Below are 24,957 nucleotides of genomic sequence, written 5' to 3' on the forward strand. Positions count from 1 at the left end.
GTGAATGGATAAAGTTGTATGTTTTGGATTGCTACAAATGTTGGTGTTATCTTCTTGTGATTTGGTTACAATTACCATATAACTGCCCGAAACAAATACCGCTTCACGGTCCGTAGCTATGATAACATTTTAAATATATTAACGGTGCTTTGTTTTTTACCTAGTAAACCATAACCCATCCGTTCACGTAATCATTATTGCTGATATTGTAATTACTAGTATTTCTTATAGCAAGACCAATCTGATACGTACCTGCCGGAAGCATGGGAGATACTGTTGCTGAATAGGTTCGCTTTTCATTGACCAAACGATGCGCAATGTAATTACCGCCATTTAAACCAGTTATAGTACCACTAACCAGTTGAAAACTAATATCAATGTGAATATTATTATCAGTTAAACGATTGCTTCCTAGAAAACCTAAACCAACAACAGCCGATGCAGTAATCTGTTTGCTTGAAGTAAGCGTGATCGTTGTCTTGGGTCTTGCAAACACATATGAATTACTGGAAGGAAATGAATTACCGGCGAATCCACCAAAAACACTTGTACTAATCAATTCCTGTGGCTTTGCGGAGGTATTATCCCCTCTTAAGTAGGTGGTCCTGTCCGCCGTGTCGGCCGCGGCCAGTTTGTTAAGGGTAACTGCACCACTGGCGAGCTTAGACGTTGTCCCGTCAGGTGTGGTTTTTCCAACACCAACCTGCGCCTGCAATGAGATAAGTTTCAGCATGAGCAATGCTGCCAGGTGATTGATTGATTTAGGACGTATTCCAATTTGAAAACAGGCTGTATATAAGTTTTTCATTCCTGAGTTAAGTTAAAATAAGCTACTGTTTGATCACTTTAATTGCTGCTGTGCTTCCGTCATTTAACTGGATCTGAACTACATACTGGCCAGCAGGGAAATCTTTCATATTAATTTCTGTGGACAGCGGTTTTTTGTGCGTCTCAAAAAGCGTATTTCCCTTTACGTTTAAAAGTTTGACAGCAGCCATATTCTCCCAATGTTCCATGCTGATCCGGACTTTTTCACTGGTAGGATTAGGGTAAAGAGAAACTTGGTAAGGCTGTTCAAAATATAGCGCACGGATCGTGCTGTAAGCATACGACTGATCTTTGTCCACCATTTTGAGCCGGTAGTAGTTAGCGCCCGCTGATGGAGAACCGTGCGAGAAACCATAGTTTTTCAGACCACTGCTCTGATTGGCTGCTGTGATCCTGGAAATAGTGTTCCAGTCTTTCGCATCACTGCTGTGCTGTAAATCAAAATAGTCGCTGTTCAACTCGTAAGTGGTTGACCAGTTTAAAGCGGCTGCTGACGCTTCCTTTTTTGCTGTAAACTCCAGCAAAGTGACCGGAAGAGCACCGGGCTGTGCTGCGGTTACGGCACTGAATGTAGCAGGGGCAATCAGGTCATTATAGATGTAATGCGAGGTGGTATTGACCACGCTGCCAGCTGTGGTAACCGGCTTTGAATTTTGATAAGCTACCTGCAGCATCGTTTCGGTGTTCCCGTTAAGTTCGGAGGCAAGGTAAAACTGCCCAAGCCGGCCCGCAAAGGTAATCGGTGCGTCAAAGGTATAAACGCGTGTTATACTTGGAGGACTTCCTGGCAATGCTGCAGGGGAAATTGTTAGGGTATTGTTCTGGATACTGAATGTTGCCGTTGGCTGGAATGTAAGCCCGTCAATAGCAACACTGGTGCCAGCGGAGATGTAAAATCCTTCGGCACCTGAGGTAAATTGCGCCTTGGCATTAAAAGACCATAGCAGTGCCAGCTGGCAATAGAGTAAATAATGCTTCATAAGCAGTTATTAATAAGAAAAGATGATGGAGAAATACACGTATAGTTACATCATGTAAAAGTAGGGCTTTATATATATAATTCTATAACTTAAAACCTTTCAGCTATAAGCTCTACAATAAACATATTACACAGTAAAATTCAGTAGATAAGTCGATTAAGTAACCGGAGCTGATTTAAAGTTGCTTTTGGTTATTACAGAATTGATTTTTTGGAATATTTCTTAATGTTTTGGAATAAGCTTACCATTATATTTTTTTAACCGTGTCCATAAAAACGGAGGTATAGTGAGATTGAGACTTGGGGCCGGTTACGCATCTTATTTTTTAATCCTCATGTCTCAATAACTTGTATCATTAATCTAAGTTCAATACATTTGAGTATACATGAGTTTGTGAGACAAATATGATAATAGGTTACGCCAGAGTTTCTTCAAAGGATCAAAATTTAGATCTTCAAATTGAAGCGTTAAAAAATGCAGGTTGTGAAAAAATTTACAAAGAGAAAATTTCAGGAGCCATAAAGGAGCGTCCGGAACTTGATGCAATGATCAGTCAACTTAGGGTAGGTGATACTATTGTCGTTTGGAAACTAGACAGGCTTGGTAGAAGCCTGAAAAATATCATTGATCTTGTTCTTGATTTCAATCAGAAAGACGTAGTAGTCAAAGGGCTAACGGATGGGGTTGATACGTCTACCAGCAACGGAAGATTATTTCTAAATATAATGGCATCATTGGCAGAGTATGAAAGAGAGTTGATTAGAGAACGAACTACCGCTGGGTTACAGGCTGCAAAAGCTAGGGGACGTCTTGGAGGTAGACCGAAAGGGTTGAAAGCCGATACTGTTGGGAAGTTATCCATTATAAGGCGTCTTATTAAGGCTCCTGATTATGAACCAGAGAAAGTTTATATCCCAATGGGGCTGAGTCGAGCTACTTATTACAGATATTTGAAGCTCATTCAACAGCATAGTGATCTGGAATTAAAAACATTGATTTTAAAAAAACGTTGATGGGAGAGATAGCAAAATTGATAGAAGACATTACACCATTCGAGCTAGCCAGGCTTAGGGAAAAACGAGTGGAGCATTCAACCAGAGATAAAGCAAGGCTTCTTGTAAAAGTGATTGAAATTGAGGAACTTTTGAATTTAATGGGAAAGAAAATTGAGATAATAAATATTTAATAAATGTCACTTTATATAACCTAAAAGGGTTATATTTGTTTATTGTTATAATATACCAATTTATGAAAATATTAGTTGAAATACCCGATAATGATGCAACTTTTGGAATGAAAGTTCTTAGAAGTCTTTCTTTTGTCAAAAATGCAAAACCCATGAGTTCTGGGTCGATTAACCTATGGGATGATTTGAAAGAAGCTGCAAAGGATGTAAGGCTGCACAAGGAAGGAAAAGCAAAATTGCAATCTTTGGACGAGCTTCTAATTGAAGTATAGTATTCTATTTACTGAGCGATTTAGTATAAAATATAAACGGTATTTTAAAATGATAACACTAACAATTGAATTGCCCGAAGAAGAAACGTCTTTTTTTAAGGAATTTTTAAGTAAGATTCATGGTAAGATTATTTCGGAAGATAGAATTCCAAACGAGGAAACAATTAAAGCGATGAAGGAGCTTAAAGAGGGGAAAGGATTGAAATTCAATAGTGTAGATGAATTATTTAAAAGTATCTGAACATGTTTCAAGTAGTTACTTCTAATAAATTTCTCAAAGATTTGAAATTGCTTAAAAAACGTAGTGTTGTTGATTTTAAGTTATTGCAAGATTTCGTTAATGAACTTGCAATACTCGGAGCTAAGGGGTTGGATCAAAAGCACAAGCCGCACAAATTGAAAGGAGAATATAGTGGTTATTGGGAATGTCATGTTAAACCAGACTTATTGTTAATTTGGGATGAAGGCGAAAAACTTATGCTACTTGAATTGGTCAGGACGGGTACGCACTCTGATCTATTTAAATGATCCCAACAAACGAAGCTCTTTTGTGAAGAAATTAATTATTCCAGTTTTCAAGTTTTAGTTGCCCAGAAATTGAGAGACCGTGAATTTTATTTAAACGTAACAGTAAATTGAGAAAAATTCACCCAATTATTTATGTGTTTTGTAATATTGTTGCATTTAGTTTATTTAGATACTTGACAGTCATAGTGATATTTTACGTATGGGGCACAAATGGATATCACTATGAATTTTGGCACTATATGCCTGCTCTCTTCATTCAGCTTTCTATCATGATCTCCATTGAAAAAAAAATTTCAGTAGATGTTATTATACGTCACTTAACGATATTTTTATTATGCGTGTTTTACATTTGTAGTCATTATGAACTAATCTCATCACTCGTTTTTCCGGTAAGATAAGATCAAAATGAACCGTAAAAATTTCCACTGATATGACTTTAATTCTCATAGAGAAAAGCTAGCCCTTACGTTCAGCATGTTTTGAAAAGAATAGAAATACAAAAGATCTTATTGAACATAAAAAGTATATTAACTTATTTTCGGGGAACTACTTACAGCAGTTTTGGGGCGAGACTCAGTATGTTAACCAATAAACTTATATGCCACCTTGTCTCAAAAAACGATAGCAACACCATGTAAATTATTGTGGAGCTATATAATGGATCAACAAGTACTGTTGTCAAAACCAAAAGTCATTTAAAGTCTCAAAACGAACTTAATTCGGTTGTAGGAAATACTACATTTCAGATCAAATGTCATAAAAAATGAATTGAAAGCAAAGAAATACCTTTCACTCTAAGTAGCTCAATATTAATTTGAAATAGTACAGCGCTTTGTGCTAATAACTACTTATTATATTAAAGATCTTATATAAGTGATTCCCAAATCGATCAATGACTGGCAAATTTAATCGCTAACATTCAGTTTTTTAATTGTCAAATCAGTTACTTTTTTAAAACTTTATAATTGTACGAATTGCTGCTCAAAAATTAGGAGTTAAGTTCAACAGGATGCTTTGCAATAAACGCCACTTATGGTTTTCAAAGACTTAACGGGGAAATCAGTGCGTAAAACGTGTAGTTTTGAAATATTGGTATTCGCAATTAATTGATATACAGTGTTATATTGGTTAGGTTCGAGTCCCGTCCAGACCGCACCTTTTTTGCAAAAGTTAAGAATCTTGTTAAAGTATAATTTTAGCAGGATTTTTTGCGTTTTAGATCACCAAAACGTTCGGTAATGCTCAAATCTAAAAAGCGTCTGATGTGCTTGTAATTGATTTTTTAGTCAGCCTGAACGTGGTTGTGGACAAAACGCGACGGTAAAATATCTTACCAATTTTAAAAAGATTGTTATTAGCTGTGTCAATAATGGATGGATTCCTGGTGATCCGTTAGCTAGATTTAAACTTTCAAAAAAGAAAGTAGAGAGGGACATATTGTATAAGGAAGAACTGCAGGTCATTGCGTGCAAGGAATTTGGTATTGAAAGACTTTCTCAGGTTAGAGATATCTATTTTGTTCTCAGGGTTTGCCCGTTCAGGAAATTACAATATCGGATCTTTTAAAAAAGAACGGTTACCAAACCGGTATTATCGGCAAGTGGCATCCGGGGTTCAGCCAGCAGTTTTTACCATTGCAACGCGGTTTCGATTACCATTACGGGTTTACGAGGCTTTCTCCTATTTTGACGATAATACCAAAACCATCATGTTCACCACCCGGGCGTTATGCACTCTTATATATGGGAAGCGGGCACCACAGGTCCGGCAGCGAAGAGGCGCAATAACGAGATCATTAAAGTAGAAGAATTTTACACCAATGCCCTCGCCAGAGATGCCACGCAATTCATAGAAAAAAACAAAGACAAGCCTTTTTTCTGTATGTTCCGTTCAATGTGCCGCACACACCTTTTCAGGCGACGCAGCAAGATGTGGACCATTAAACGGCCAAAGGCGTGAAAGACCTGAACAAGGCTGTATATTATTCGCTGATAACCGGACTTGACCAGGCGGTAGGCGATATCAATGCAAAAGTGGAGGATTTGGGCTTGGAAGAAAACACATTGATCATTTTCCTGAGCGACAACGGCGGCGCGCCCTACACGCATGCAACTGACAATGCGCCTTTGGGGGGTGGGAAGATGTCGCTCTACGGGGGTGGGATCAATGTTCCTTTTCGATTGCTCTGGCATCTTTTAATTTGAAAGCCTTGCCACCAATCAGCTGGACGGCAAACCGGTTTAAAACCAAACAGGCACGCGGCCTGTGGGCAGGAGTTGCGGCTCATGCGGTCCAGCCTTTTAACAATATCGCATCCTCCGCCATCGGGCTCGTGATGACCTCGGCGGCTCATATTGGTGGCTGGCCAATCGTAGAAGGGGGCTCACAATCCCTTGCCAACGCGTTGGCTTCGTACTTTATTTCTCTTGGAGGAAAAATTCAGACAAGCCAGTTTGTTAAATCCATAGACGAATTACCTTCTTCAAAGGCAGTACTTTTTGACGTTGGGCCCAGGCAGCTCATTTCAATCGCCGGGAACAAGCTTGGAACTTCTTACATCAGCAGATTGAAAAAGTTTAAGTACGGTATGGGTGTTTTTAAAATAGATTGGGCACTCAACGAACCGATTCCTTTTACCAACAAACATGCATCCGGGGCAGGGACAGTGCATCTTGGCAATACTTTTGAAGATATCTCATACAGTGAAAAAATAACCTCGGAGGGCAGGCACTCTGATAAACCGTATGTACTATTATCGCAGCCCAGTTTGTTTGATAAAACCCGCGCTCCTGAAGGAAAACATACCGCGTGGGCTTATTGTCATGTTCCAAACGGCTCTCAGGTTGATATGACGGATATTATCGAAAATCAGGTCGAAAGTGTTGCGCCGGGTTTTAAAGATACAATTCTGAAACGAAGTACATTTAACACGATGCAAATGCAGGAATATAATCCGAATTATGTAGGCGGTGATGTTGTCGGTGGACTTCAAAACCTGGCGCAGTTATACAGCCGCCCTGTTTTGAGTTTATCTCCTTACAGGACTCCTGCAAAAGGAATTTACTTATGCTCAGCTTCTACTCCTCCGGGTGGTGGGGTACATGGTTTATGTGGTTATTACGCGGCAAAACAGGTATTAAAAGACCTGTTTGGAAATGTCCATTAGTCCGTTTTCTACCTTAAAAATATTTTACAAGCACATTTTTTCCTCCACACATATTATCAAAAAATCAAATTCGCACTGAAAGCTTTAAATTTTTTAGCAGAAAACAAGATAACGGACTCGTCCTTGGGTATTAAAGTATCCGGCAATGTTACAATGGTTTATTAGCAAAATATTTTTCTACCATTTCAGTATGAATTTTCTATTATACTGAAATTTTTGTTTGTACGATTAAGCTAAAATACAACAGGTCACTTCAAATATTCTTCCAGCTTGTAAGCATTGCTTTCAACTGTTCGGCCTGATAACCGGAGCGACCTTGAGCTCGTTTATTTGAGAAAATAAGTAAAGCTAAGTTTGGCAGCAAATGGCGTCCCGGGCGTGAAATGGATTTCTTCAACAGAAGCAGTTTCGCCTTTCAGCCGGCTTTCTGTTGCGAACTGTGTTTCCTTCCAGCGTGTGTTGAAAAGGTTTTGTATCGACAATCCAAACGCATATCGGGATTTGGTGTAATTGAGCTGCAAATCGTTGACAAAATAGCCTTTGGCCACAATGCTGTTATCCTCATTAGCGGGCCTTGATCCCATGTAACGGTAACGCAGTGATCCACTCCAGGCACCTGAATTCCTAAGTGATAATCCGCCTGCCGAGGTCAAGATGGGAGCAAGTGGAAGGTAATCTTGTCCGGCTTCGGCGTCTATTGCCCGAGGTTTTGCGGCATTCAAATCCAGGTCAGCATACAAATGCCTGCTCAGCTGATAGCGCATGGAAAAGTCAAGACCGTACCTACGCGTTTTACCACTGGGCTCAACGACGCCTTCGTCACCTACATACACAAACTCCTGCTGAAGCCACAGGTACCATGCAGCTGCATTGATCAGAAGTTTAGGAAATGGCTTAAAAATTGTCCCGGCATCAAAGCCATAGGCTGGCGGCAGGGTTTGTCGCCCGTTTTCCGCTACAACCACTCTGGTATCATTCGAGTGGAAACTTTTTCCTGAGTTAAAATACAGTTGCAGTCCAGGATTAACGGTATAGTAGAGGTTCAGTTTCGGGGAAACGATAGCAGCTGTGCTTTGCTTTTTGGGCGTCGTCAGCAGCAGATCTTCGTACTGGTTTCTGAAATAATCCAACCTTACACCTGCGTTCAAAGAAAAATTATCTGAGAATTGGATAAGCTCATCCAAATATGCTGCTGCATTAATCTCGTTGATGTTGCCATACTGCTGGCGTTCGAGGATTTCTGTCCGATTTTTGGTGTGAGAGAGCTCGGTCCCGCGGGTCAGATCCTGACGGTATTGCAAGCCGGCCGTAGTGGTGAAGCTGATGTTACTAACATAGTTTGTGCGTGAAATGCTGCCATTGTAGCCGTAAAGGTCCCGCTTTTCCTTTTGACGGATCTGGTCGCCATTGATGGAGTCTTTCAAAAAGAATGTAAAGTTTGAATACAGCTCAAAATTATAGTTACTATAAAAAAGCTGGTTTTTGATGGTATAACCGCTGTTTGTTACAGTAACAGTCTCTGCATTGAGATTGGTCCGGCTCGTCTGGCCACCTTCGGTAGGATCAACGGATCCAAAAAAACCAGTAAGCCCTGATTCAACCGCGCGCTCAGGGATTTGTCCGGAGTGGTTCCATTTGCTCCAAAATGTCGAACCACTCAAAGTCAGGTTTGTATTGGAAGACAAATGGCCGTGATATCTTCCCTGTAAGTTGAAACGTTTAAATTTCTGCGGATTGTCGAAATAGGAATCTGAGTAAGAATATTCTGACGCCAGGTAAGCCGATTGATTTTTCTCTTTTCCTTTCTGACCTAATAAATCCAGCCCGCCAACAGCACGGAATGTCCCATATTGACCCCCTTCCAGTTTAATAAAGCTATGCTCCAAAGTTTTTTTCGTTTTGAGGTCCGCCCAGCCTGCGGTTGTAAAGTTGCCTTTATCGGTGGTGTAAGGGCCCTTTTTGAAATCAACGTTTTCAACAAGCTCTGGAATCACAAAATGGAGGTCCGCATAACCCTGGCCGTGTGCATGTGAAACCATATTGACCGGCATGCCGTCTACGCTCAGGCGGATGTCGGTGCCGTGATCAATATCAAAGCCTCTTAAAAAGATCTGTTCAGCCTTTCCACCACCGGCATGCTGGCCAATAAAAAGTCCGGGAACGATCCGCAATATTTCCTGTGAATTGGTAATGGGACGTATCCGGATATCCAAACTGCTGATCAGCTGCTGGTCAGGTGCTTTCAAACCGGATATTGTCACCGTGCTGAGCGTTACCGGCGATGCGGCCATTTTGATTTGGACTTTGGTGGTCAATTCATTGGCTACTACAACATCCTGAACCTGTGGTGCATATCCGATGTGTGAAAATTCCAGCTTATAACCCGATGCGACAAGACCGGTGAACCGGTACCGGCCAAGCTCATCGGTCAATGTAGATTTTCCTATGCCCACCAGCTGCACACTGACCCCACGAAGCGGAAGACCGCTGCCTGCATCCGTCACGCGTCCTTCAAGTGAACCCAGGTGCGCATAGGCAATTGAGGTAATGATTGAGAATAAAAATGAAAGTAATAACGGTTTCATATGACGTCAGTGTTTTTGGTTTGCCGGATCCTCCATGTGAAAAAAAGCGCCGTCAAAGCCAAAATAAGAAGTATATAAGGCGCGTACCCAGCTACATGTTCGACCATTCCGGCCCATGCATTTGCGTTACCAGTCACACGCTCAACAGTCCAGGCAATTGCAGCCAACGCTGCTAAAAATGCGCCTGTAAGCCGGACAAAACGATAAGCAGGCGTGCGGCTTGGCAGGATCAGCCAGGGAATTGTAACCAGGATAATCAGAAGCTGCATAAGCTCGATACCAACATTGAAACCAAGAATGCTGAGTGCCATTCTACCTGCATCAAGGGAAAGGTTTGCCAGCGTATTTGCAAAAGCCAGTCCATGGATCAAACCAAAACCAGCAGCAATCCAAGTCTCCTTACCCGGGAAAATCGGGCGGATTGCATGCATGGCAGAAACAAGAATAGACAAGGCAATGAATATTTCAATGTATTGGGATGGGAGCCTGACCCAGCCAAATGCCCCGAGTAATAGAGTAATGGAGTGTCCCACTGTAAATGCAGTAACGATCCAGAGCAGACGTGACATACTATACCGAATACCTCCAAATTTCGTCCAGCGTTTTCGTGTATATAACAATGGTGCAGGCAATAGAAGCACCAACAGGAAAAGCAAGTGATCCGTACCTTCGGCAATGTGTTGTATGCCAAGCCGGACCATGGATACAAAGCCTTTCCACATATTTCCCGGTTCGAGGCTAATCGTTAATGGTAAGATCCTGTTATTGACAATATCCAGTTCGATAACCCCAACCTGGCTGGGTGATTCTTCGGAAAGCTTACCCGTCTCCCAATCCTGGCCGACAGACACTAATATTTTATGGGTCACTACCTGGTGAAGTACCGCATCATAATCAAAAATAAATTGCCTGACGTCTGCTCCTTTTGGAGGGGTGAGTTCCAGCTGGGCAGTCAGTTCGCGGTAAACGCCGTTAATGGCATTTTGTGTTTCATGCACCTTTAAGGCCCCAACTGTTATGTGCCAAGGTTTTCCATCGATTGTTTTAGGTCTGATATGTTTGATTAAATAAGCCCGGAGCGGCTGCCCGAGCCTTTCAATCAGCCCTGCGGAAGAATCGTTGACTGACATACCAATCGCCGCCTGAAGCTCACTCAGTGGTATCTGAAGTTCGGCGCTGATGTGATTCGCGTGTACCCTCAGTAATACAACCGAATTGGGCATAGGGTGCGCCTGGGATCTGCCAGGTATCAGGCAGGATGCGATACTAACTAGAAACATCATTAGCCACTGGTCCCAGTGGCTGATGATAAATGAATGTCTTTTCAAGGTGGATTTATTTAGTTCCGCCATAATCAGTCGTACGGTCTCGCCATACTGAGTGAGGATGTGGCATATTTTTGATAATAACCCCGCCCTGATAAGAAAATTCGATCCACACGTTTGGGCCGTCGATACGAATGTAATCATTTGAAGCGGTCACGCTTGTATTTCCGGAATAGGAAATATAAGTTTCTGCCAGCTCGTTTGTATACTTATCCAACACTGCTGCTGCTGAAACTGCATCCAGGTCATTCACATAAAGCTTGATTGCGTTCAGAACAAGTGCTTGCTTGTCAGAGCTCAGGCCACCGACTTTCAGGCCCACCTTTGTGGTTGGGAATTTCCAGTCCTGGCCTGGGCCCAGTACAACGTCCCCAAAAGTAGAAGTTATCTTAGCAGCTGCTTGCTCGCTGGTGCTAAGGCCGGTCAGCATGGCCGCGAATGCCAGACGCTCCTGTTCCATAGGTTGGTAAGTTTTGCCGTTTTCAGTGACGGTGTATGTAGGTTCAATCGCCCGGAATGCTGGCGTATAGCCGGATCCGCCAGTGCCATTGAAAGTATAAGGCTGCGTATAATGATGGCCTGTGAAGAGCAGCTCCCAAGTGCCTGTGGTGCTTGGCGTTCCTAATATAGAAACGTAGTAGTTGCCGGCACCGTAAGTGGTCCCGCCCCCGTTTACCGCCAGGTAATTGTCGGCGACCATACTTCCGATCATCTCGTCATAACCTTCATCTGTCACATTAAGGGCCAATACCGCGAGCATCAAATCTTTAAAAGCGGTTCGCTGAGATGCATCTAACGATGCAAGGTTGATACCATAACGGGCAGATAATCCGGCAGGCAAATTTGACCATTTTTGTGCATTGGCGAGTGTATAGGGAAGTTGTGTGGCCGATAGCTGGGTTGTAGTCAACGTTGCTTCAAAAGCCTGGGTCAGGCAAACAACCTTGGCCAGACCGGTAGCACCTGCACAGCTCGTATTTGTCATAAGCATCGTATACATGGCAGCTGTCACAGCAGTAGAAGTTTCGACAGATGCACCAGAACCACTGCCGCCAGGACCACCAGTACCCATCGAATCATCAGGCATACCTGTCGAATCAACGGACATGGCAGTCGAATCAACTGTCGTGCTCGTTGAATCAACCGAAACTTCGGGATCTGTCTCGGGTATAACATGATCTTTACAAGCAATGAAGGTTGCCAGAAAAAAGCCAAGTAAAAGAGTGAAAATTGAAAATGGTGTTTTCATAATTGTTTGCTATTTATCGGTTTGATAAGAAAAGAAGTTTAATCTTAATGCACACTGGTAAAGTGTTACTGTGCAAGCCTTTAAAGCAGCTAATTGAATTTAAATGGAAGGTTAGTTTCCTCCGTAATCCCCTGTACGGTCACGCCATACGGAATGGGGGTGTGGAGTATTTTTGACGATGACGCCACCCTGATAAGAGAATTCGATCCAAACGTTTGGGCCGTCAATCCGTACGTAGTCGTTTTGCGATGACATGGCCGTTGTTCCCGAATAGGAGATGTAGGTACTGGCAAGTTCGTTGGTGTAAGTGCTCAGAATCGATGCAGCAGAAGTTGCATCCAGGTCATTCACATAAAGTTTGATAGCATTGAGCACCAATGCCTGTTTGGAGGCTGATAAGGTGCCTACCTGTAATCCCGATTTCGAAGATGGAAAGGATCCATCTTTGCCCGGACCAAGTAAAATATCAGAATAAGTACTGGAAAGTTTGGCTGTGGCCTGCTCGGCAGTACTTAGCCCGCCAAGCATAGTAGCAAATGTTGTCCTTTCTTGCTCGAAAGGCTGGTAAGTTTTTCCATTGGCCGTAACTGCTGCCGCTGGCTCAACGCCTCGGAACGCAGGCGTAACACCGGTGAGTTGGCCACCGTTAAATGTATAAGGTTGGGTATAGTGGTGGCCCGTAAAAAGGATCTCCCATAAGCCCGTAGTACTTGGTGTACCTAAAAATGACAGGTAATATTCACCCGCACCGTAGTCTGACCCGCCCCCGATTGTATTCAGATAATCGTCTGCCACCATGTTTCCGAGCATTTCATCGTAGCCTTCATTGTCTACGCTTACATCCGTTAACGCCACCATTAAATCCCGCAATGCTGCTAGCTGGGTATCGCTTAATGATCCCAAATTAATACCGATCCTGGCTGATAACCCTGCTGGTAGATTAGACCATTTTTTTGCATTACTCTGGCTGTAAGTCAGCTGCATGGTCGAAATCTGGCTGCTGCTCAAAGTTGCCTTAAAGGCTTCGGCCAGACAAACTGCCTTGGCCACGCCGGTTGATCCGCTACATGACGTGTTGGTACTGGTCGTAGACAACAAGGCCGCTGTAATCGAAGACGAAGTACTGCCCGTATCTGGCGTAACGTCGGTGTCATTTGAACTGCACGCCAACGTGAAAATGGTCAAAAGCATCAGGCCCCATCCTGACTTGTAAATCGCTTTCATCTGTCTGATTAATAAGTGAATAATAGTACAAGTGTACTTCTTATTCAGATTCGCGCTGGGGTGGAAAAGTGTGAAAAACTTGTGGCTAATCGGGCGAATGTTGTGGCTAATAAAATTTTATTGTTATCAATCAGGAAAAAGCTGCGATGGACATTATTTCATAAACCTGGCTGTAAACTCATTTTCGTAGCTGCTGCCAATTGGTATCTCTTCATCTCCGATGGCAATAATCTTGTTACGGATACCCTGGATTTTATCCAATGCTACCAGGTAAGAACGGTGCACACGTAAAAAGTTTGTTTGGGGTAATTTATCCAGCATTGCTTTCATTGTCATACGCACAACCAGAGGTCGTCCGTTTCGGACGTGAATTTTTAAGTAGTTGTCCAGGCCTTCAATAAAAAGTATGTCGCTAAGTTCGATTTTCACCAACCCATAATCAACCCTGAAAAACAAGTGAGCCGGTTCTCCGTCAGCAGCATTGCCTGCATTCTGCCGCAATGCCTGTACCCGATCCTGAGCCTTTTGTACAGCTGATGTAAATCGCTCAAATGAAAAAGGCTTTAAAAGGTAATCCAAAGCCTGTACTTCGTAACTTTCAACGGCAAATTCGCTGTATGCTGTTGTGAAAATAACTGCGGTTTGCCGGCCAACCGTTTTTGCAAATTCCAGCCCGGATTCTTTGGGCATATTGATATCAAGGAATACCAGATCAACCGGGTTGCTTTCCATGTACAGACGTGCTTCGCCTGTCCGGGTAAATGATTTTAAGGAGGTAATGGATTCCAGCCTGCTACAAAATGTTTCTAGGACATCCAGCGCAGGGCGTTCATCGTCCAGGGCAACAGCTTTTATCATCTAAGTCGGAGATTTAAAACTACCAGAAACTTCTTGCCTGTATCATCGATGGTCAGCTCGTGTGCGGCCGGATAGATCAGCCTGAGCCGTTCTTTTGTGTTACTGAGGCCAATGCCGGTCGACGCTTCCAGGTGGTTTATTTCTACTTTATTGTTTGATACTACAAAATCCAAACCGTCTTCGTTGATCTTTATATGAATATCAATCGGTGAATCTTCTTCCGGATTTACCCCATATTTAAAGGCATTCTCGATGAATGAAAAAAGGATCAGCGGAGCGATCTGAAAGCCATTTGTATCTCCATCCACCCGGTAGTCTACTTGCACAGCATCGCGTAACCTGGCTTTTTGCAACCCAATATAATTGTTTATATAATTTATTTCCGTAGTCAATGAAACGTGTTCCTGGTTGGCATCTTTAATAATATATCTGAGGAAATTTGATAATTGGACAATCGTGTCAGCTGTGCGTTCGTCTCCCCGGATTGCCAATGCGTAAATACTATTGAGCGTGTTGAATAGGAAGTGCGGCTGGATCTGAGCTTTAAGCTGCCTAAGTTCGGCTTGCAGTTGGTCATTCTCAACTTTTCTGAGTCGGTTTGTCGCCTGAATGAGAATCGATATCAGCGAGCTGACACTGCCTATCAGGAAAAAGATGGCCAGTTTTGCCGGTAATAGCAGCGAGGTACCAGGCGGGCCATCAACATGGGGCGCTACGGGAGGCCCCAGGCGGTCTTTTGATGAAGGGCCATGATGTAAATCCGGCGGCCCGAAGTGCACTCCGTCCGGATTTCCAGATTTTTTTAATGGTTTGCCCCCTGGAACTGGGAACAACATTTCTGCCAAAAATATCTGCCTTGCCCAACCGGCCACTGTATTTTCATGTGGCGGCCGGAAAAATACCCATTGCTCAATGCGGTAGGGAAGATAAACTGCCCCTAGAATACAGCAAATCATTATAAAAAAATATTTGCGGTAATATTTGTTCAAAAACCAGCGTGGCACAAAAACCGTATGGTTATAATATGTGAATAATATCAGGAAAACATAGGCAAGCCCGTTCTGGACCAAATGTTCATGTGGGTCCAGGGGCTGCCAACTCACGCCGCTATATACAAAATACAGAACCGGGAGAGCTGCCAAAGCTGCCCCGATCAGTAGCGGCGTGCCAATTTTCATTAAAAAGGGTTTCATTCTTACAAATCAGTCATAAACAGTAAAGTAGTCTTAACTTAGGCTTTTTGGATTTTCTAAATTAGATCAAGTTATAAAATATTACCGGCATCTTTGCCGAAGATGCGGATATTGATCGGTCATCAATTCTTGCAGCCGCAGTCTCGCCCTCGAAAAATGCGATCGTATGGTAGCGGCGTTGATCTGCAACAGCTCAGATATTTCCTTTAATGAATAACCATCAACAACATACAATAAAAATACTGTTTTATAAATTGGTTTTAATTGCTGAATGACTTTCATAACATCATCCGCAGCGATGTGGCTAATGACATCGTCATCGGCACTATATTCAAAAGAATCATCGTAGCTGGCGTAATAATCCCGGTATTTACGGTTTTTGCGATATTTACTAATGGCGGTGTGAACAAGGATTGTCCGAAGCCAGGCCTTGAAAGGCTGTGAGCGATCATACCTGCCTAAACTGTTAAACACCTTCAAAAAGCTTTCATTAAGTACCTCTTCGGCTTCTTCTGGGCTGGCAGTATACCTTAGGCAAATGCTTTTACCATAGCCAAAGTATTTTTTGAAAAGCTCACGTTGGGCTGATCTGTTGCCCTGGAGGCAGGCATCAATAACAGATTCTAAATTATTGGGATCAAAAATGACCCGAAGCATAAAACCATGCATAAACCTCGTTTTAAATACTTTTGCAAGTTTAACGATTGTGACTATCGGTGGGAAAAAGAAGTGACCAATGGAAGGAATGTTGTGGTTAAAATCAAATTTCCTGGGCAGCTTAACAACATTATGCCCATCTGGTATGTTACCGGATGAGCATATGCTGTTAGCTACATATTTTATTTATTTGCCACCATAATCACTTGTATGGTCTCTCCAAACTGAGTGGGAATGAGGCGTATTTTTAATGATTACGCCGCCTTGATAGGAGAACTCGATCCATACATTGGGTCCATCAATGCGTACATAGTCACTTTGCGTTGACATGCCCGTTGTTCCTGAATATGAAATGTAGGTGTTTGGCAATTCTGTTGTGTACTTGGCCAGTACCGTCGCAGCTGTCGCTTCGTCAAGATCATTGACGTACAGTTTGATTGCGTCCGGCAACAAAGCCTGCTTGGCTGAACTTAGCACAATAGACATATCCCGCATTTGCGACCCGCGGGGATCTATCGTTTACTCAAAAACCGAAAAAGGTCAAATCGATATGAAAATCAAAACGAAAACTGTGAACAATAAAATGGTGAAATAAATAGATTTACAGACGACGGTTTATTATGTTCAGGTGCATATATTGCATCTTCCACCAGCAGATTCCAGGTCACGGCGGACCGCGTTCGTTACTCTGTTGAGAAGTACAATTTTGTCGTTGTAAACCAATGTTTTTTGGGCTATCAGATAGGCGCGCTGCTCGGTATCATAATTCTCGGTCCGTATCATGATATCCGGATGAACAGGACAAGTGAAGGCAGCTTTGGCTTTAAGTATTGACATACGGGCAACCGTATCAATATATTCTGTAAAATGATCCATGATGATGAAGTTCTGTATAACTAAGGAAAGTTAACATATTAAACCAAAACATTTGGATTTTTCAGATGACCGTTTGATTAATATTTTTGAAGAAAAATTTTTCGATTTATATCATGATTGCAGCAAAGGTTTGGTCTGGCGACCTTGTAAGCTGTGCAACCGGTCAGAGAACTCGATAGGGATTGTCAATCAAAAAATGGTATAATTAGGACAATTACGGATAAATCCGGCAGATTATTTGAGTGACCAGTAAACGGCATTTTGCAGTAAATTAACAAAGTCATTATTCTGCCAAACTGCTTTATCATGGCCCATTGAAGTATAAAATGTTTTTCCCTGACCGACATTTCGGTACCAGGCAACAGGGTGGTATTTACCCATGCCAAAATCTTTATCGTTCATTAAAAATATGTTTCCACTTGGAAGAATCTTTTCGCCATTAATGAATGCAACAATTTTTGCGTCCTTTGGCTTCGAATAGTAAATATACCATTCGTCTGTTTGCTTCCATGATGCGGGTAGCTGACGTGTAAAAGTAGAATCTATGCCTTTCTCAACATTTACCTGCGCCGACTGAAGCTGTGGATGAAGCGGGTGATGTGAAAAACTGGCTCCGATAAGATTTTTATTCATCCAGGGCCAGTCGTCGTGGGAGAAATCGCCGGCACCATGAATTCCCATTAATGTGCCACCCGATTCAACAAAATGCTTCACCGCCATTTGTTGTTCAGCATTCAGTAGCCGGCCTGTTCCGTTATTAATGATTATAACTTTAAAATGCTTTAAAAGTTCGCTGGTGAAAACGCCGCCTTCTTCTGTTTCATAGATATACCAGCCATTTTTCTCGCTCATATTCAGAAACACACGCTTGGCTGCGTCGATGGATTCCGAATGCCTGTAACCTGTTGTTTTAGAAAATAATAGTATAGAAGGCTTGGCAGACGGAAAATTGATCACAGGCTGATCGGTTTCAAATTTTACCGGAAAGCCATTTTTAATTCTGTAAATAAACAGACTGGCAGCAGCGACAAGTATCAGCATCAATGTACCTGCACCAAGTAGCAATATTTTAAAGTTTTTTTTCATGCGCACAGCGTTATATATCTGACAAGATCACTATTCACAAAATCTAATGACTACTGTATTATTTAAAACTGAATTAAGGTCACCCACTATTTTTTTGTTGCTCATATATGGTTTGTAAACATTAAAAATTTAAATTGATGTGCAATCTGATTCTTCAAACTTTATAAAGCCATACCAGCATGAGTGTCGATAAATATTCTTTGCAAAACGAAATCGTTGAAGCAGTAACAAGCCGGCTGGAATCTTCAATGGTGCTTTCAGACAAAGCAAAAAACAGAATAGCCAAGTCGGGAGGAAAACTTGCTGAAAGATTGATGATGATCTTTGAAAAACAAGAGCGGAAGGCTGCAAAAAAAGCGGCTGAAAGCGGGAGTGATCCTGATGATTTTTCCGAAGAGACAAGCGGTGAATCTTAAAGAAACAAAGTCAGAACTTCAAAATGAGACAGTTATTATTGGACAGAAAGAAGAGTCTCGTTAAAGAAAAACAGGTAAGGTTAAAAGGTTGCTGACCGGCTTGCGCAGGCAGCAACCTTTTAACCAAAATAAAAAACTACCGGTTTACAAACTAATTGTTTCGCTATGTCCTGTTGTGGTTGTCGTGTTCAATGTTGAAATCGTGGCCACATATCTCCATTCCGCAATGGCCTGGGTTATGGTGAATTTTGCCATCACATAGCCGCGTTTGGAAGCGTCCACATAATTCAGATCATCAACCAGGAGTGCCAGCGCCTGTTCAAACCCTGCCAAAGAAACCGGATCGGTCCCCAGATATTCTTCAAAACCAGGAGAAGTTACAGAGGAAGCAGCAAATTCCTTTCCTATTTTTTCTGTGCCTGCTGTTGTCAGGTCAGAATACCAGCCATTGTGTGAATCACCCGACAAGGCAATAAGTTTCTTGCCCTTTGCCAATGCATATACTTTTTCACGTTCGGCAGGATATCCGTCCCAGGCGTCCAGGTTATAGGGCAATACTGTGCTGATTCTGGCAATTTCCTGGGGTGTTAATGTAGGATCTTTGGCGAGAGAACGCGCCTTGATCTGTGTCAAAGCCAAAAGCAGCGTCTGAAACTTTTGAAAAGTCGCTGGCGTTGCCGAGCCCAATGCCGTAGCTTCACCAACAATTTGCGTGATGCCAATAAGTAATTCTGCCGGCACATACATTTTTCCCATCAATACCTGTTGTCCAAGTACCTGCCACTTACCTTTTCCAGCTTGAAGAGCACTGCCCAGCCATGTAAGCTGCTCAGCACCTAAAATAGTTCTGGATGTATTCAGCCAGTCTTTTTGAAAGGCAGCTGCGTCCAGAACGCCGCTACTGTTAAAGTAATCTGTGTAGGAAAGTTGTTTATCGCGGCCAATTACCCGGGTATCGAGCATGTGAAGGTCAAGAATATCTCCAAAAGTAAAGCTGCGGTAGATTTTCGGATCAGACAAAGTCCGGACCCCAATGTATTCATGATATGCTTTAATTGCGTTTGCTTTGCGGGTTTCAAAGCTTCCTTCTCCTGCATTGTGATTCTGGGCACCGTCTTTGTAAGCATCATTGGCGATCTCATGATCGTCCCAAACACAGATAAACGGTTTTTTCTGATGAGCCAGCTGAAGTTGCGGATCACTTCTATATTGTTTAAGACGTGTGCGGTAATCATCCAGGCTCAGAATTTCATTTTTAGGTGCATGTGCTCTACCCAGGGAGGCAGTGTTGGAATTGGTTCCGTACTGCCCTTCACCATATTCATAGATGTAATCACCAAGGTGCAAAATTACGTCAGCGTCGGATATTGCCATTGCTCCGTAAACATTGAACAAACCAGCTGCGTAGTTTGAACACGAACATACTGCCATTTTCACTTCACTGCGCTCACCTGCCTTTGGAAGTGTCAATGTTTCGCCGGTCACTGAAACCGTTGCAGTATTAACGATCGTAAAATTATAGTAATATTTTTTGTTGGAGTCAAGCCCGCTGATGTCGATGCTCACGGTAAAATCGTCACCCGAAAGTGCATCCACCATTTCAGTTTTCAGAATGGAATTGAAAGAAGGATCTGTGGCAAGCTTGTAAGAAAGCGTTACTTTGTCAGTGCTTACAGCGGGTGTCACCCTCGTCCATAGGATTATTTTACTTTCTGTTGGATCAAAACTGGCAACACCGTAGTCAAAACTACCCTTCTGGCCGGGATCATTCGGGTCGGGTATGTTATGATCGGTGCATGAGCCCACCAGCACGGATGATAAAATCATCCCGGAAATGCCCAATGCCGATTTTTCAATAAATGCCCTTCGGTTAATAGAATTTTTATTTTTCATACAGCTGTTTTGTGAGTTGTTGTAATCTATAAAGTTAGTCCCCCGGTATTTCCTGCAAATCACCAGAGTTTTAAGATCCTATTAAATTATTGCTTGGTACGGGTAAAGTACTTCAACCATTGTAAAATTTGCGTATATATAAAACCGTTCAGCTTTATATTTGGTCAACATGATAAGGCGTATTCCATGTAGTATTTGTCCGAAGCAAATCATTATTCTGATCTTTTTAATTTTACCTACTCTGGAATCAGGTAAACTTATTCCCAGCTTGGGAAAACCAAAAGATCAGATTCAGGTGGCACATTTTTAATTGATTCTGTGACACGGCACCATAAATTTTGAAATTAATGATCCTTACAAAATGTCTGATTAATCAACATGATGACCAAATACTCTTATTTTGACCGTGACCTGAGCTGGCTTTCTTTTAATGAAAGAGTGTTGATTGAAGCTGGCAGGGAGATTGTGCCGGTTTTGGAAAGAATAAAGTTTTTATCCATATTTTCTTCGAATCTGGATGAGTTCTACCGCGTCCGTATACCCATTATGCTTGCAAAGCAGCAGCGGGGCAAAAAAAGTATTTATGACAAGGCGGCAAAAATTATTTACAATCAGCAGATTCAATTCAGAAAGATTTTAATAGAGTCAGTCATCCCGGAATTGAAACAGTCGGGTGTACATTTTTACTATCAGGATCAAACTCCACAAATGCTCGATGATCAGATTACGGAGTATTTTTACTGCCATGTTGCAGGACTTTTAAAACCTGTTCTGTTAGAAAAGGGAGCGTCATTTTTTCCCGCTAATGACAGGCTTTATATGGTGGTCCTTTTTACTATTGAGCAAAAAGGAGAACAGATCGCGATTGTAAACGTCCCGACTTTTCATCTGGATCGTTTTATCACAATTAAATCAGATAATACCGATCACATTATATTTTTAGAAGAAGTAATCAAAAAAAATCTAAAAAGTCTTTTTCCTGACGCGACTCACATTGAATCTTTTAATATTAAAGTCAACCGGGATGCGGAACTTGATCTTTCTGAGGATTATGGAGAAGACATGACCGAGCTTTTAGAGCGGCAGCTCCGCAAGCGAAAGTATGGTTCTGCTACACGATTCTTATATGAGCCGGGACTATCTGCACAGCATTTACAGATTCTGGTCGACGCGCTGGACTGCAAACAGGCCTCTGTCGTGGAAGGTGGAAGGTTTCACAATACAAAGGATCTTGCATCCTTACCGGTAAAAGATGCTATGCTTTGCTATCCGGACTGGCCGGCAAACAGGAAGGTGCGTGGAGTCAGCCGTGATATGACTTTATTTGACACACTTGCCAAAAATGATTTGATGGTTCATGCTCCGTACCAAACGTATGACACCGTATTAAGATTTTTTAATGAAGCGGCTATTGATCCTTCTGTTGAAGAAATTTACACAACCATGTACCGGGTTGCCCATGATTCAAAAATCGCGCTGGCATTGATCAGTGCAGCTAAAAACGGAAAGAAAGTTGTTGTTCTGGTAGAACTGAAAGCCCGGTTTGATGAGGCCAATAATATTCGTTGGTCAAAGAAACTTAAAACGGCTGGTGTGAAAATCGTGCATAGTGTCAACTCCATTAAAGTGCATGCTAAACTGGCCTTGGTAAAAAGAAAAGATCCGGTAAATCCACTTTTGGGAATACTGGCTACCGGTAACCTGAACGAAGGTACTGCGCGTTTTTACACAGACCATATCCTTCTCACATCACACCAGTCCATGCTTGGTGAGGCAAAAAAGCTGTTTCGTTTTTTAAGCAAAAAGAAAAGACCGGAAATTACTGACAAGATCGTTTTTGAGCATTTGTTGGTAGCTCAGTTTAATTTGCAGGAAAGATTTTTACAGCTGCTCGACCGTGAAATTATTCATGCAAAGAATGGTTTACCCAGCGGAATTACAATCAAGCTGAACAATCTGGAAGAGCAAGTGCTGATCAACAGGCTGTATGAAGCTTCCAATGCAGGGGTGAAAATTAACCTTCTTATCAGAAGCGTTTGCTGCCTGGTTCCGGGTGTGGCCGGGCAAAGTGAAAATATTACGGTTAAGCGGATCGTTGACCGTTTTTTAGAACATGGCCGGATTTTTATTTTTAACAACAACGAGGATACCGAAATATATATGGGTTCGGCAGACTGGATGAACCGCAATATTTATAAGCGAATCGAAGTGATCTTTCCTGTTTATGATCAGAGATTAAAACAGCAGCTGCTGCAAATGATTACACTTCAATGGGAGGATACAGCGCAGGCAGTTACGCTTGATAAAAATATGAAAAACGTCTTTGCTCAAAAAGATAAAGGAATTCGCTCTCAGGAAGCTATCTATAAATTTTTATCTGATCATGAGTCTGTCAATAGTTAAATAAAATATCCAGCGGTTTCAAATGAAGATATTATAAATGTCTGACTTGCTATATTTTTCGAAAAGTACACCTTAACTAATTCAGCGAGTGGAACTGTTCGGCATATTGCTGCACCATTTTATGCCATCCAAATGTTTGCTGGGTAAATATCCGGGAACTGGCCGATGCTGATGCAAATTTTGATGGGTCTTTAATAAATACATTTAGTGCCTGAATCCACTGTTCATGGTTTTCTGGTTTAAGTAAAGTGCCATTTAGCCCGTCATGTATTGCACTGGTTATACCATCAATATCAGAAGCAAATACCCAATTTCCGGCCAATGACGCTTCCAGGCATACCAATCCGAAACCCTCCATATCGCCTTCGACTTTGATGTTGGGCATTATAAAGGCATCTGACAATGTAAGAATTTGAACCAGATCCTCCTGCGGAAGCTTGCCCAGATGTAAAACCTTATTTCTCGTTTCAGATCTTTCAAGTAAGATCCGTAATCTATTTTCATCCGAGGGGTAACCCAAAAGCAGCTGAATTTTCGAGCTGATCTTCTCTGGTATCAGGCTCCGGAAAATATCGGCCCGCGGTCTTTTTCTGTGGAATGGACCTGCCATCAACAGGATGAAATCACCATTTAGCCCGGGCAAAACGTTTTCTAAAAACCAGCTGAAGCCTTTACGTTTCACCGGTCTTCCTAATGCGATGAGCACAGTTTTTTGGCTCAAATCAATAGCATACTGCTCCTTAAATTTGATTGTAAAGTGTCCGCAAGCGGCAGCTTGGGAAAGTGCATGGTCTACACCGTTGGGAATAGTAATCACCTTTTGTGGTTCGATACCTCTTTCTATGCAGGCACCGGCTGTGGCCTTACTTACGGCAATAATCAGATCATAGCGGTTAAGGGCTGGAAAAATAAATTTTTGATAGATTTTGCTGGGGAAAACCACATCAAGGCCGTGAACAGTGACCACCCGGCGCAGGTGCCGGTAGCGTTTGTGAAGCAAACAGACCGAAGCGATCAAGGCATCATTAAAGTGAATTATGGAAATAGAAGGGAATTCTTTTATGATTTTATCAATTTTCTTTTCCAAAGAAAGAAAGAAAAAAAGACGGCTTCCTGATCCGGTATAAACCAGACTATGTACTACTGCAAATTTCTCAAAGCCTTTAATCAATTCGAAACTCTGCTTTTCCATACCACCGACAGAAGGAGGGAATTTATGACTTACAAACAATATCTCCATGATTAAACATCAGCAATGGCTGTCATTTTTTTGTTGTAAAAAAGGTATACTACCAATCCGAAAAGTATCCAGAAAAGTTGACGCGAACGCCTCAGGATTGAAACAGTCAACCAAATACCTGTGTCCGAAACTCCGATCAGTTCAAGCATGACCTTGTTGCCGAACTCTTCTACCCCAATCTGAGCCGGGACAAAAGCACCGGCCGCTTTAAAAATGACAACTCCCATATCTACAAAAAGTACATGGAGTACAGTGGCATTTATTCCAAAAAATTTCAGGATAAAGAATACTTCCAGTGAGCCGACAATCCAGTGGGCAGTAAAAAACAGGATGCAAAGAAATACACCCCTTTTGTTTGCCTTAAAAAACAGATTAAACTCTGAAATTATTGGCCTGATCATAAGCTTCCTATCAAGATATTTGAAAAGCTGCAGAGCTTTCGGGTATTCTATCAATTTTTTATAAACTGAATTATTTCTTAGGCCAAATGCGATTGCAATTATGCACAGGCCAATTCCAAAGCCAAGTGTAATCAGTTCAAAAAGCCCGGGGATGCGTTTATTATCGAGAAGAAAAACAAGAATAAGTGCCAGGAAAAATAACGCTAGCTGTGTAGCTGCCATCAGTATCCTGGAAATCAATAATGAGGCAACAACTGTTGTTTTTTCAAGGCCTTTTTCTTTAAGAAGATAAACCTTTAAAGCTTCTCCACCGATCACACTGGCCGGGTTTATAATGCTGAACATCTCGCCCAAATGCCTGATAACAAATAGATTTATTATTCCGATTTGCTTTACCTCTTTACCCAGGCAGTATTTCCAGCCAATCGTTGCAAGCAGATAGGCCGTGAGGGTAATCAACAGAAGATACAGAAAATGAAACCCGAAACTTTTAATTGTGACCGCCACGACTTGAAAATCAGTAGCCTTTAAAAAAAGAGCAAAAAAAACGATTACAATTAATATGGTTATGATTTTTAAAGGTTTCATTCA

At 42.0% G+C, this 24,957-nt stretch carries 26 protein-coding genes; 11 read left to right on the forward strand and 15 right to left on the reverse strand.

Annotated elements, in window-relative coordinates; translation table 11 throughout:
• Window positions 1-160: 160 nt before the first annotated feature.
• Both LXL81_RS01875 and LXL81_RS01880 read right to left on the reverse strand, forming a co-directional pair.
• Window positions 161-808: a hypothetical protein gene (locus tag LXL81_RS01875; RefSeq protein ID WP_234645003.1), complete on the reverse strand. Its 648-nt coding sequence runs from the start codon at window positions 806-808 to the stop codon at window positions 161-163.
• Window positions 809-830: 22 nt separating this feature from the next.
• The gene (locus LXL81_RS01880; RefSeq protein ID WP_234645004.1) at window positions 831-1,808 is read right to left on the reverse strand and encodes a T9SS type A sorting domain-containing protein; all 978 of its coding nucleotides are present in this window, start codon (window positions 1,806-1,808) and stop codon (window positions 831-833) included.
• A 404-nt stretch (window positions 1,809-2,212) separates the two neighbouring features.
• Here LXL81_RS01880 and LXL81_RS01885 point away from each other — a divergent pair, with 404 nt between their 5' ends.
• The 9 genes from LXL81_RS01885 to LXL81_RS01920 all read left to right on the forward strand — a co-directional run bounded on the left by LXL81_RS01885 (window position 2,213) and on the right by LXL81_RS01920 (window position 6,960).
• Window positions 2,213-2,821 (forward strand): recombinase family protein, encoded by a 609-nt coding sequence (locus LXL81_RS01885; RefSeq protein WP_234645005.1) that lies wholly within the window; start codon window positions 2,213-2,215, stop codon window positions 2,819-2,821.
• Window positions 2,821-2,994, forward strand: coding sequence for a hypothetical protein (locus LXL81_RS01890; protein ID WP_234645006.1), 174 nt, complete (start codon window positions 2,821-2,823; stop codon window positions 2,992-2,994). Before LXL81_RS01885 ends, LXL81_RS01890 begins: the two co-directional genes overlap by 1 nt.
• A gap of 62 nt (window positions 2,995-3,056) precedes the next feature.
• The gene (locus LXL81_RS01895; protein ID WP_234645007.1) at window positions 3,057-3,266 is read left to right on the forward strand and encodes a hypothetical protein; all 210 of its coding nucleotides are present in this window, start codon (window positions 3,057-3,059) and stop codon (window positions 3,264-3,266) included.
• Window positions 3,267-3,315: 49 nt separating this feature from the next.
• Window positions 3,316-3,507: a hypothetical protein gene (locus LXL81_RS01900; RefSeq protein WP_234645008.1), complete on the forward strand. Its 192-nt coding sequence runs from the start codon at window positions 3,316-3,318 to the stop codon at window positions 3,505-3,507.
• A 2-nt stretch (window positions 3,508-3,509) separates the two neighbouring features.
• Window positions 3,510-3,794, forward strand: coding sequence for a type II toxin-antitoxin system YafQ family toxin (locus LXL81_RS01905; RefSeq protein WP_234645009.1), 285 nt, complete (start codon window positions 3,510-3,512; stop codon window positions 3,792-3,794).
• Window positions 3,795-5,323: 1,529 nt separating this feature from the next.
• Entirely contained in the window at window positions 5,324-5,581 is a 258-nt protein-coding gene (locus LXL81_RS29230) for a sulfatase-like hydrolase/transferase (RefSeq protein WP_409013843.1), read from the forward strand.
• Entirely contained in the window at window positions 5,523-5,753 is a 231-nt protein-coding gene (locus LXL81_RS01910) for a hypothetical protein (RefSeq protein ID WP_234645010.1), read from the forward strand. The genes LXL81_RS29230 and LXL81_RS01910 overlap by 59 nt, the downstream gene beginning before the upstream one ends.
• Window positions 5,750-5,998, forward strand: coding sequence for a sulfatase-like hydrolase/transferase (locus LXL81_RS01915; protein WP_234645011.1), 249 nt, complete (start codon window positions 5,750-5,752; stop codon window positions 5,996-5,998). Before LXL81_RS01910 ends, LXL81_RS01915 begins: the two co-directional genes overlap by 4 nt.
• Before the next feature lie 5 nt (window positions 5,999-6,003).
• Window positions 6,004-6,960: an NAD(P)/FAD-dependent oxidoreductase gene (locus LXL81_RS01920; protein WP_234645012.1), complete on the forward strand. Its 957-nt coding sequence runs from the start codon at window positions 6,004-6,006 to the stop codon at window positions 6,958-6,960.
• 326 nt (window positions 6,961-7,286) lie between these two features.
• Here the strand turns inward: LXL81_RS01920 and LXL81_RS01925 are convergent, their stop codons facing one another.
• From LXL81_RS01925 to LXL81_RS01970, 10 genes are all read right to left on the reverse strand, one after another.
• Window positions 7,287-9,545, reverse strand: a complete 2,259-nt coding sequence (locus tag LXL81_RS01925; protein WP_234645013.1) for a TonB-dependent receptor — start codon at window positions 9,543-9,545, stop codon at window positions 7,287-7,289.
• The gene (locus LXL81_RS01930; protein WP_310589541.1) at window positions 9,542-10,873 is read right to left on the reverse strand and encodes a HupE/UreJ family protein; all 1,332 of its coding nucleotides are present in this window, start codon (window positions 10,871-10,873) and stop codon (window positions 9,542-9,544) included. The genes LXL81_RS01925 and LXL81_RS01930 overlap by 4 nt, the downstream gene beginning before the upstream one ends.
• A gap of 7 nt (window positions 10,874-10,880) precedes the next feature.
• Window positions 10,881-12,119 (reverse strand): DUF3500 domain-containing protein, encoded by a 1,239-nt coding sequence (locus LXL81_RS01935; RefSeq protein WP_234645014.1) that lies wholly within the window; start codon window positions 12,117-12,119, stop codon window positions 10,881-10,883.
• Between the two features lie 111 nt (window positions 12,120-12,230).
• Entirely contained in the window at window positions 12,231-13,343 is a 1,113-nt protein-coding gene (locus LXL81_RS01940) for a DUF3500 domain-containing protein (RefSeq protein WP_234645015.1), read from the reverse strand.
• Window positions 13,344-13,496: 153 nt separating this feature from the next.
• Complete coding sequence (locus LXL81_RS01945; protein WP_234645016.1) at window positions 13,497-14,201, reverse strand: LytTR family DNA-binding domain-containing protein; 705 nt, start codon at window positions 14,199-14,201, stop codon at window positions 13,497-13,499.
• A complete protein-coding gene (locus LXL81_RS01950; RefSeq protein ID WP_234645017.1) occupies window positions 14,198-15,379 on the reverse strand; it encodes a sensor histidine kinase in 1,182 nt (393 codons plus the stop codon). The genes LXL81_RS01945 and LXL81_RS01950 overlap by 4 nt, the downstream gene beginning before the upstream one ends.
• Before the next feature lie 96 nt (window positions 15,380-15,475).
• A complete protein-coding gene (locus tag LXL81_RS01955) occupies window positions 15,476-16,063 on the reverse strand; it encodes an RNA polymerase sigma factor (protein WP_234645018.1) in 588 nt (195 codons plus the stop codon).
• A 174-nt stretch (window positions 16,064-16,237) separates the two neighbouring features.
• Window positions 16,238-16,537, reverse strand: coding sequence for a DUF3500 domain-containing protein (locus LXL81_RS01960; RefSeq protein ID WP_310589542.1), 300 nt, complete (start codon window positions 16,535-16,537; stop codon window positions 16,238-16,240).
• Window positions 16,538-16,675: 138 nt separating this feature from the next.
• Entirely contained in the window at window positions 16,676-16,927 is a 252-nt protein-coding gene (locus tag LXL81_RS01965; protein WP_234645019.1) for a hypothetical protein, read from the reverse strand.
• A gap of 234 nt (window positions 16,928-17,161) precedes the next feature.
• Window positions 17,162-18,013, reverse strand: a complete 852-nt coding sequence (locus LXL81_RS01970; protein ID WP_234645020.1) for a ThuA domain-containing protein — start codon at window positions 18,011-18,013, stop codon at window positions 17,162-17,164.
• Window positions 18,014-18,192: 179 nt separating this feature from the next.
• Here LXL81_RS01970 and LXL81_RS01975 point away from each other — a divergent pair, with 179 nt between their 5' ends.
• Window positions 18,193-18,429: a hypothetical protein gene (locus tag LXL81_RS01975; RefSeq protein ID WP_234645021.1), complete on the forward strand. Its 237-nt coding sequence runs from the start codon at window positions 18,193-18,195 to the stop codon at window positions 18,427-18,429.
• A gap of 144 nt (window positions 18,430-18,573) precedes the next feature.
• Here the strand turns inward: LXL81_RS01975 and LXL81_RS01980 are convergent, their stop codons facing one another.
• Window positions 18,574-20,322, reverse strand: coding sequence for an alkaline phosphatase (locus tag LXL81_RS01980; RefSeq protein ID WP_234645022.1), 1,749 nt, complete (start codon window positions 20,320-20,322; stop codon window positions 18,574-18,576).
• Between the two features lie 378 nt (window positions 20,323-20,700).
• Here LXL81_RS01980 and ppk1 point away from each other — a divergent pair, with 378 nt between their 5' ends.
• Entirely contained in the window at window positions 20,701-22,725 is a 2,025-nt protein-coding gene (gene ppk1, locus LXL81_RS01985) for a polyphosphate kinase 1 (protein WP_234645023.1), read from the forward strand.
• A gap of 76 nt (window positions 22,726-22,801) precedes the next feature.
• Here the strand turns inward: ppk1 and LXL81_RS01990 are convergent, their stop codons facing one another.
• Both LXL81_RS01990 and LXL81_RS01995 read right to left on the reverse strand, forming a co-directional pair.
• Complete coding sequence (locus tag LXL81_RS01990; RefSeq protein WP_234645024.1) at window positions 22,802-23,965, reverse strand: glycosyltransferase family 4 protein; 1,164 nt, start codon at window positions 23,963-23,965, stop codon at window positions 22,802-22,804.
• 2 nt (window positions 23,966-23,967) lie between these two features.
• Window positions 23,968-24,954, reverse strand: coding sequence for a lysylphosphatidylglycerol synthase transmembrane domain-containing protein (locus LXL81_RS01995; RefSeq protein ID WP_234645025.1), 987 nt, complete (start codon window positions 24,952-24,954; stop codon window positions 23,968-23,970).
• Window positions 24,955-24,957: the final 3 nt, after the last annotated feature.

This window comes from Dyadobacter sp. CY356, from assembly GCF_021440195.1.
In the GTDB taxonomy this organism is placed as follows: Bacteria; Bacteroidota; Bacteroidia; order Cytophagales; family Spirosomataceae; genus Dyadobacter.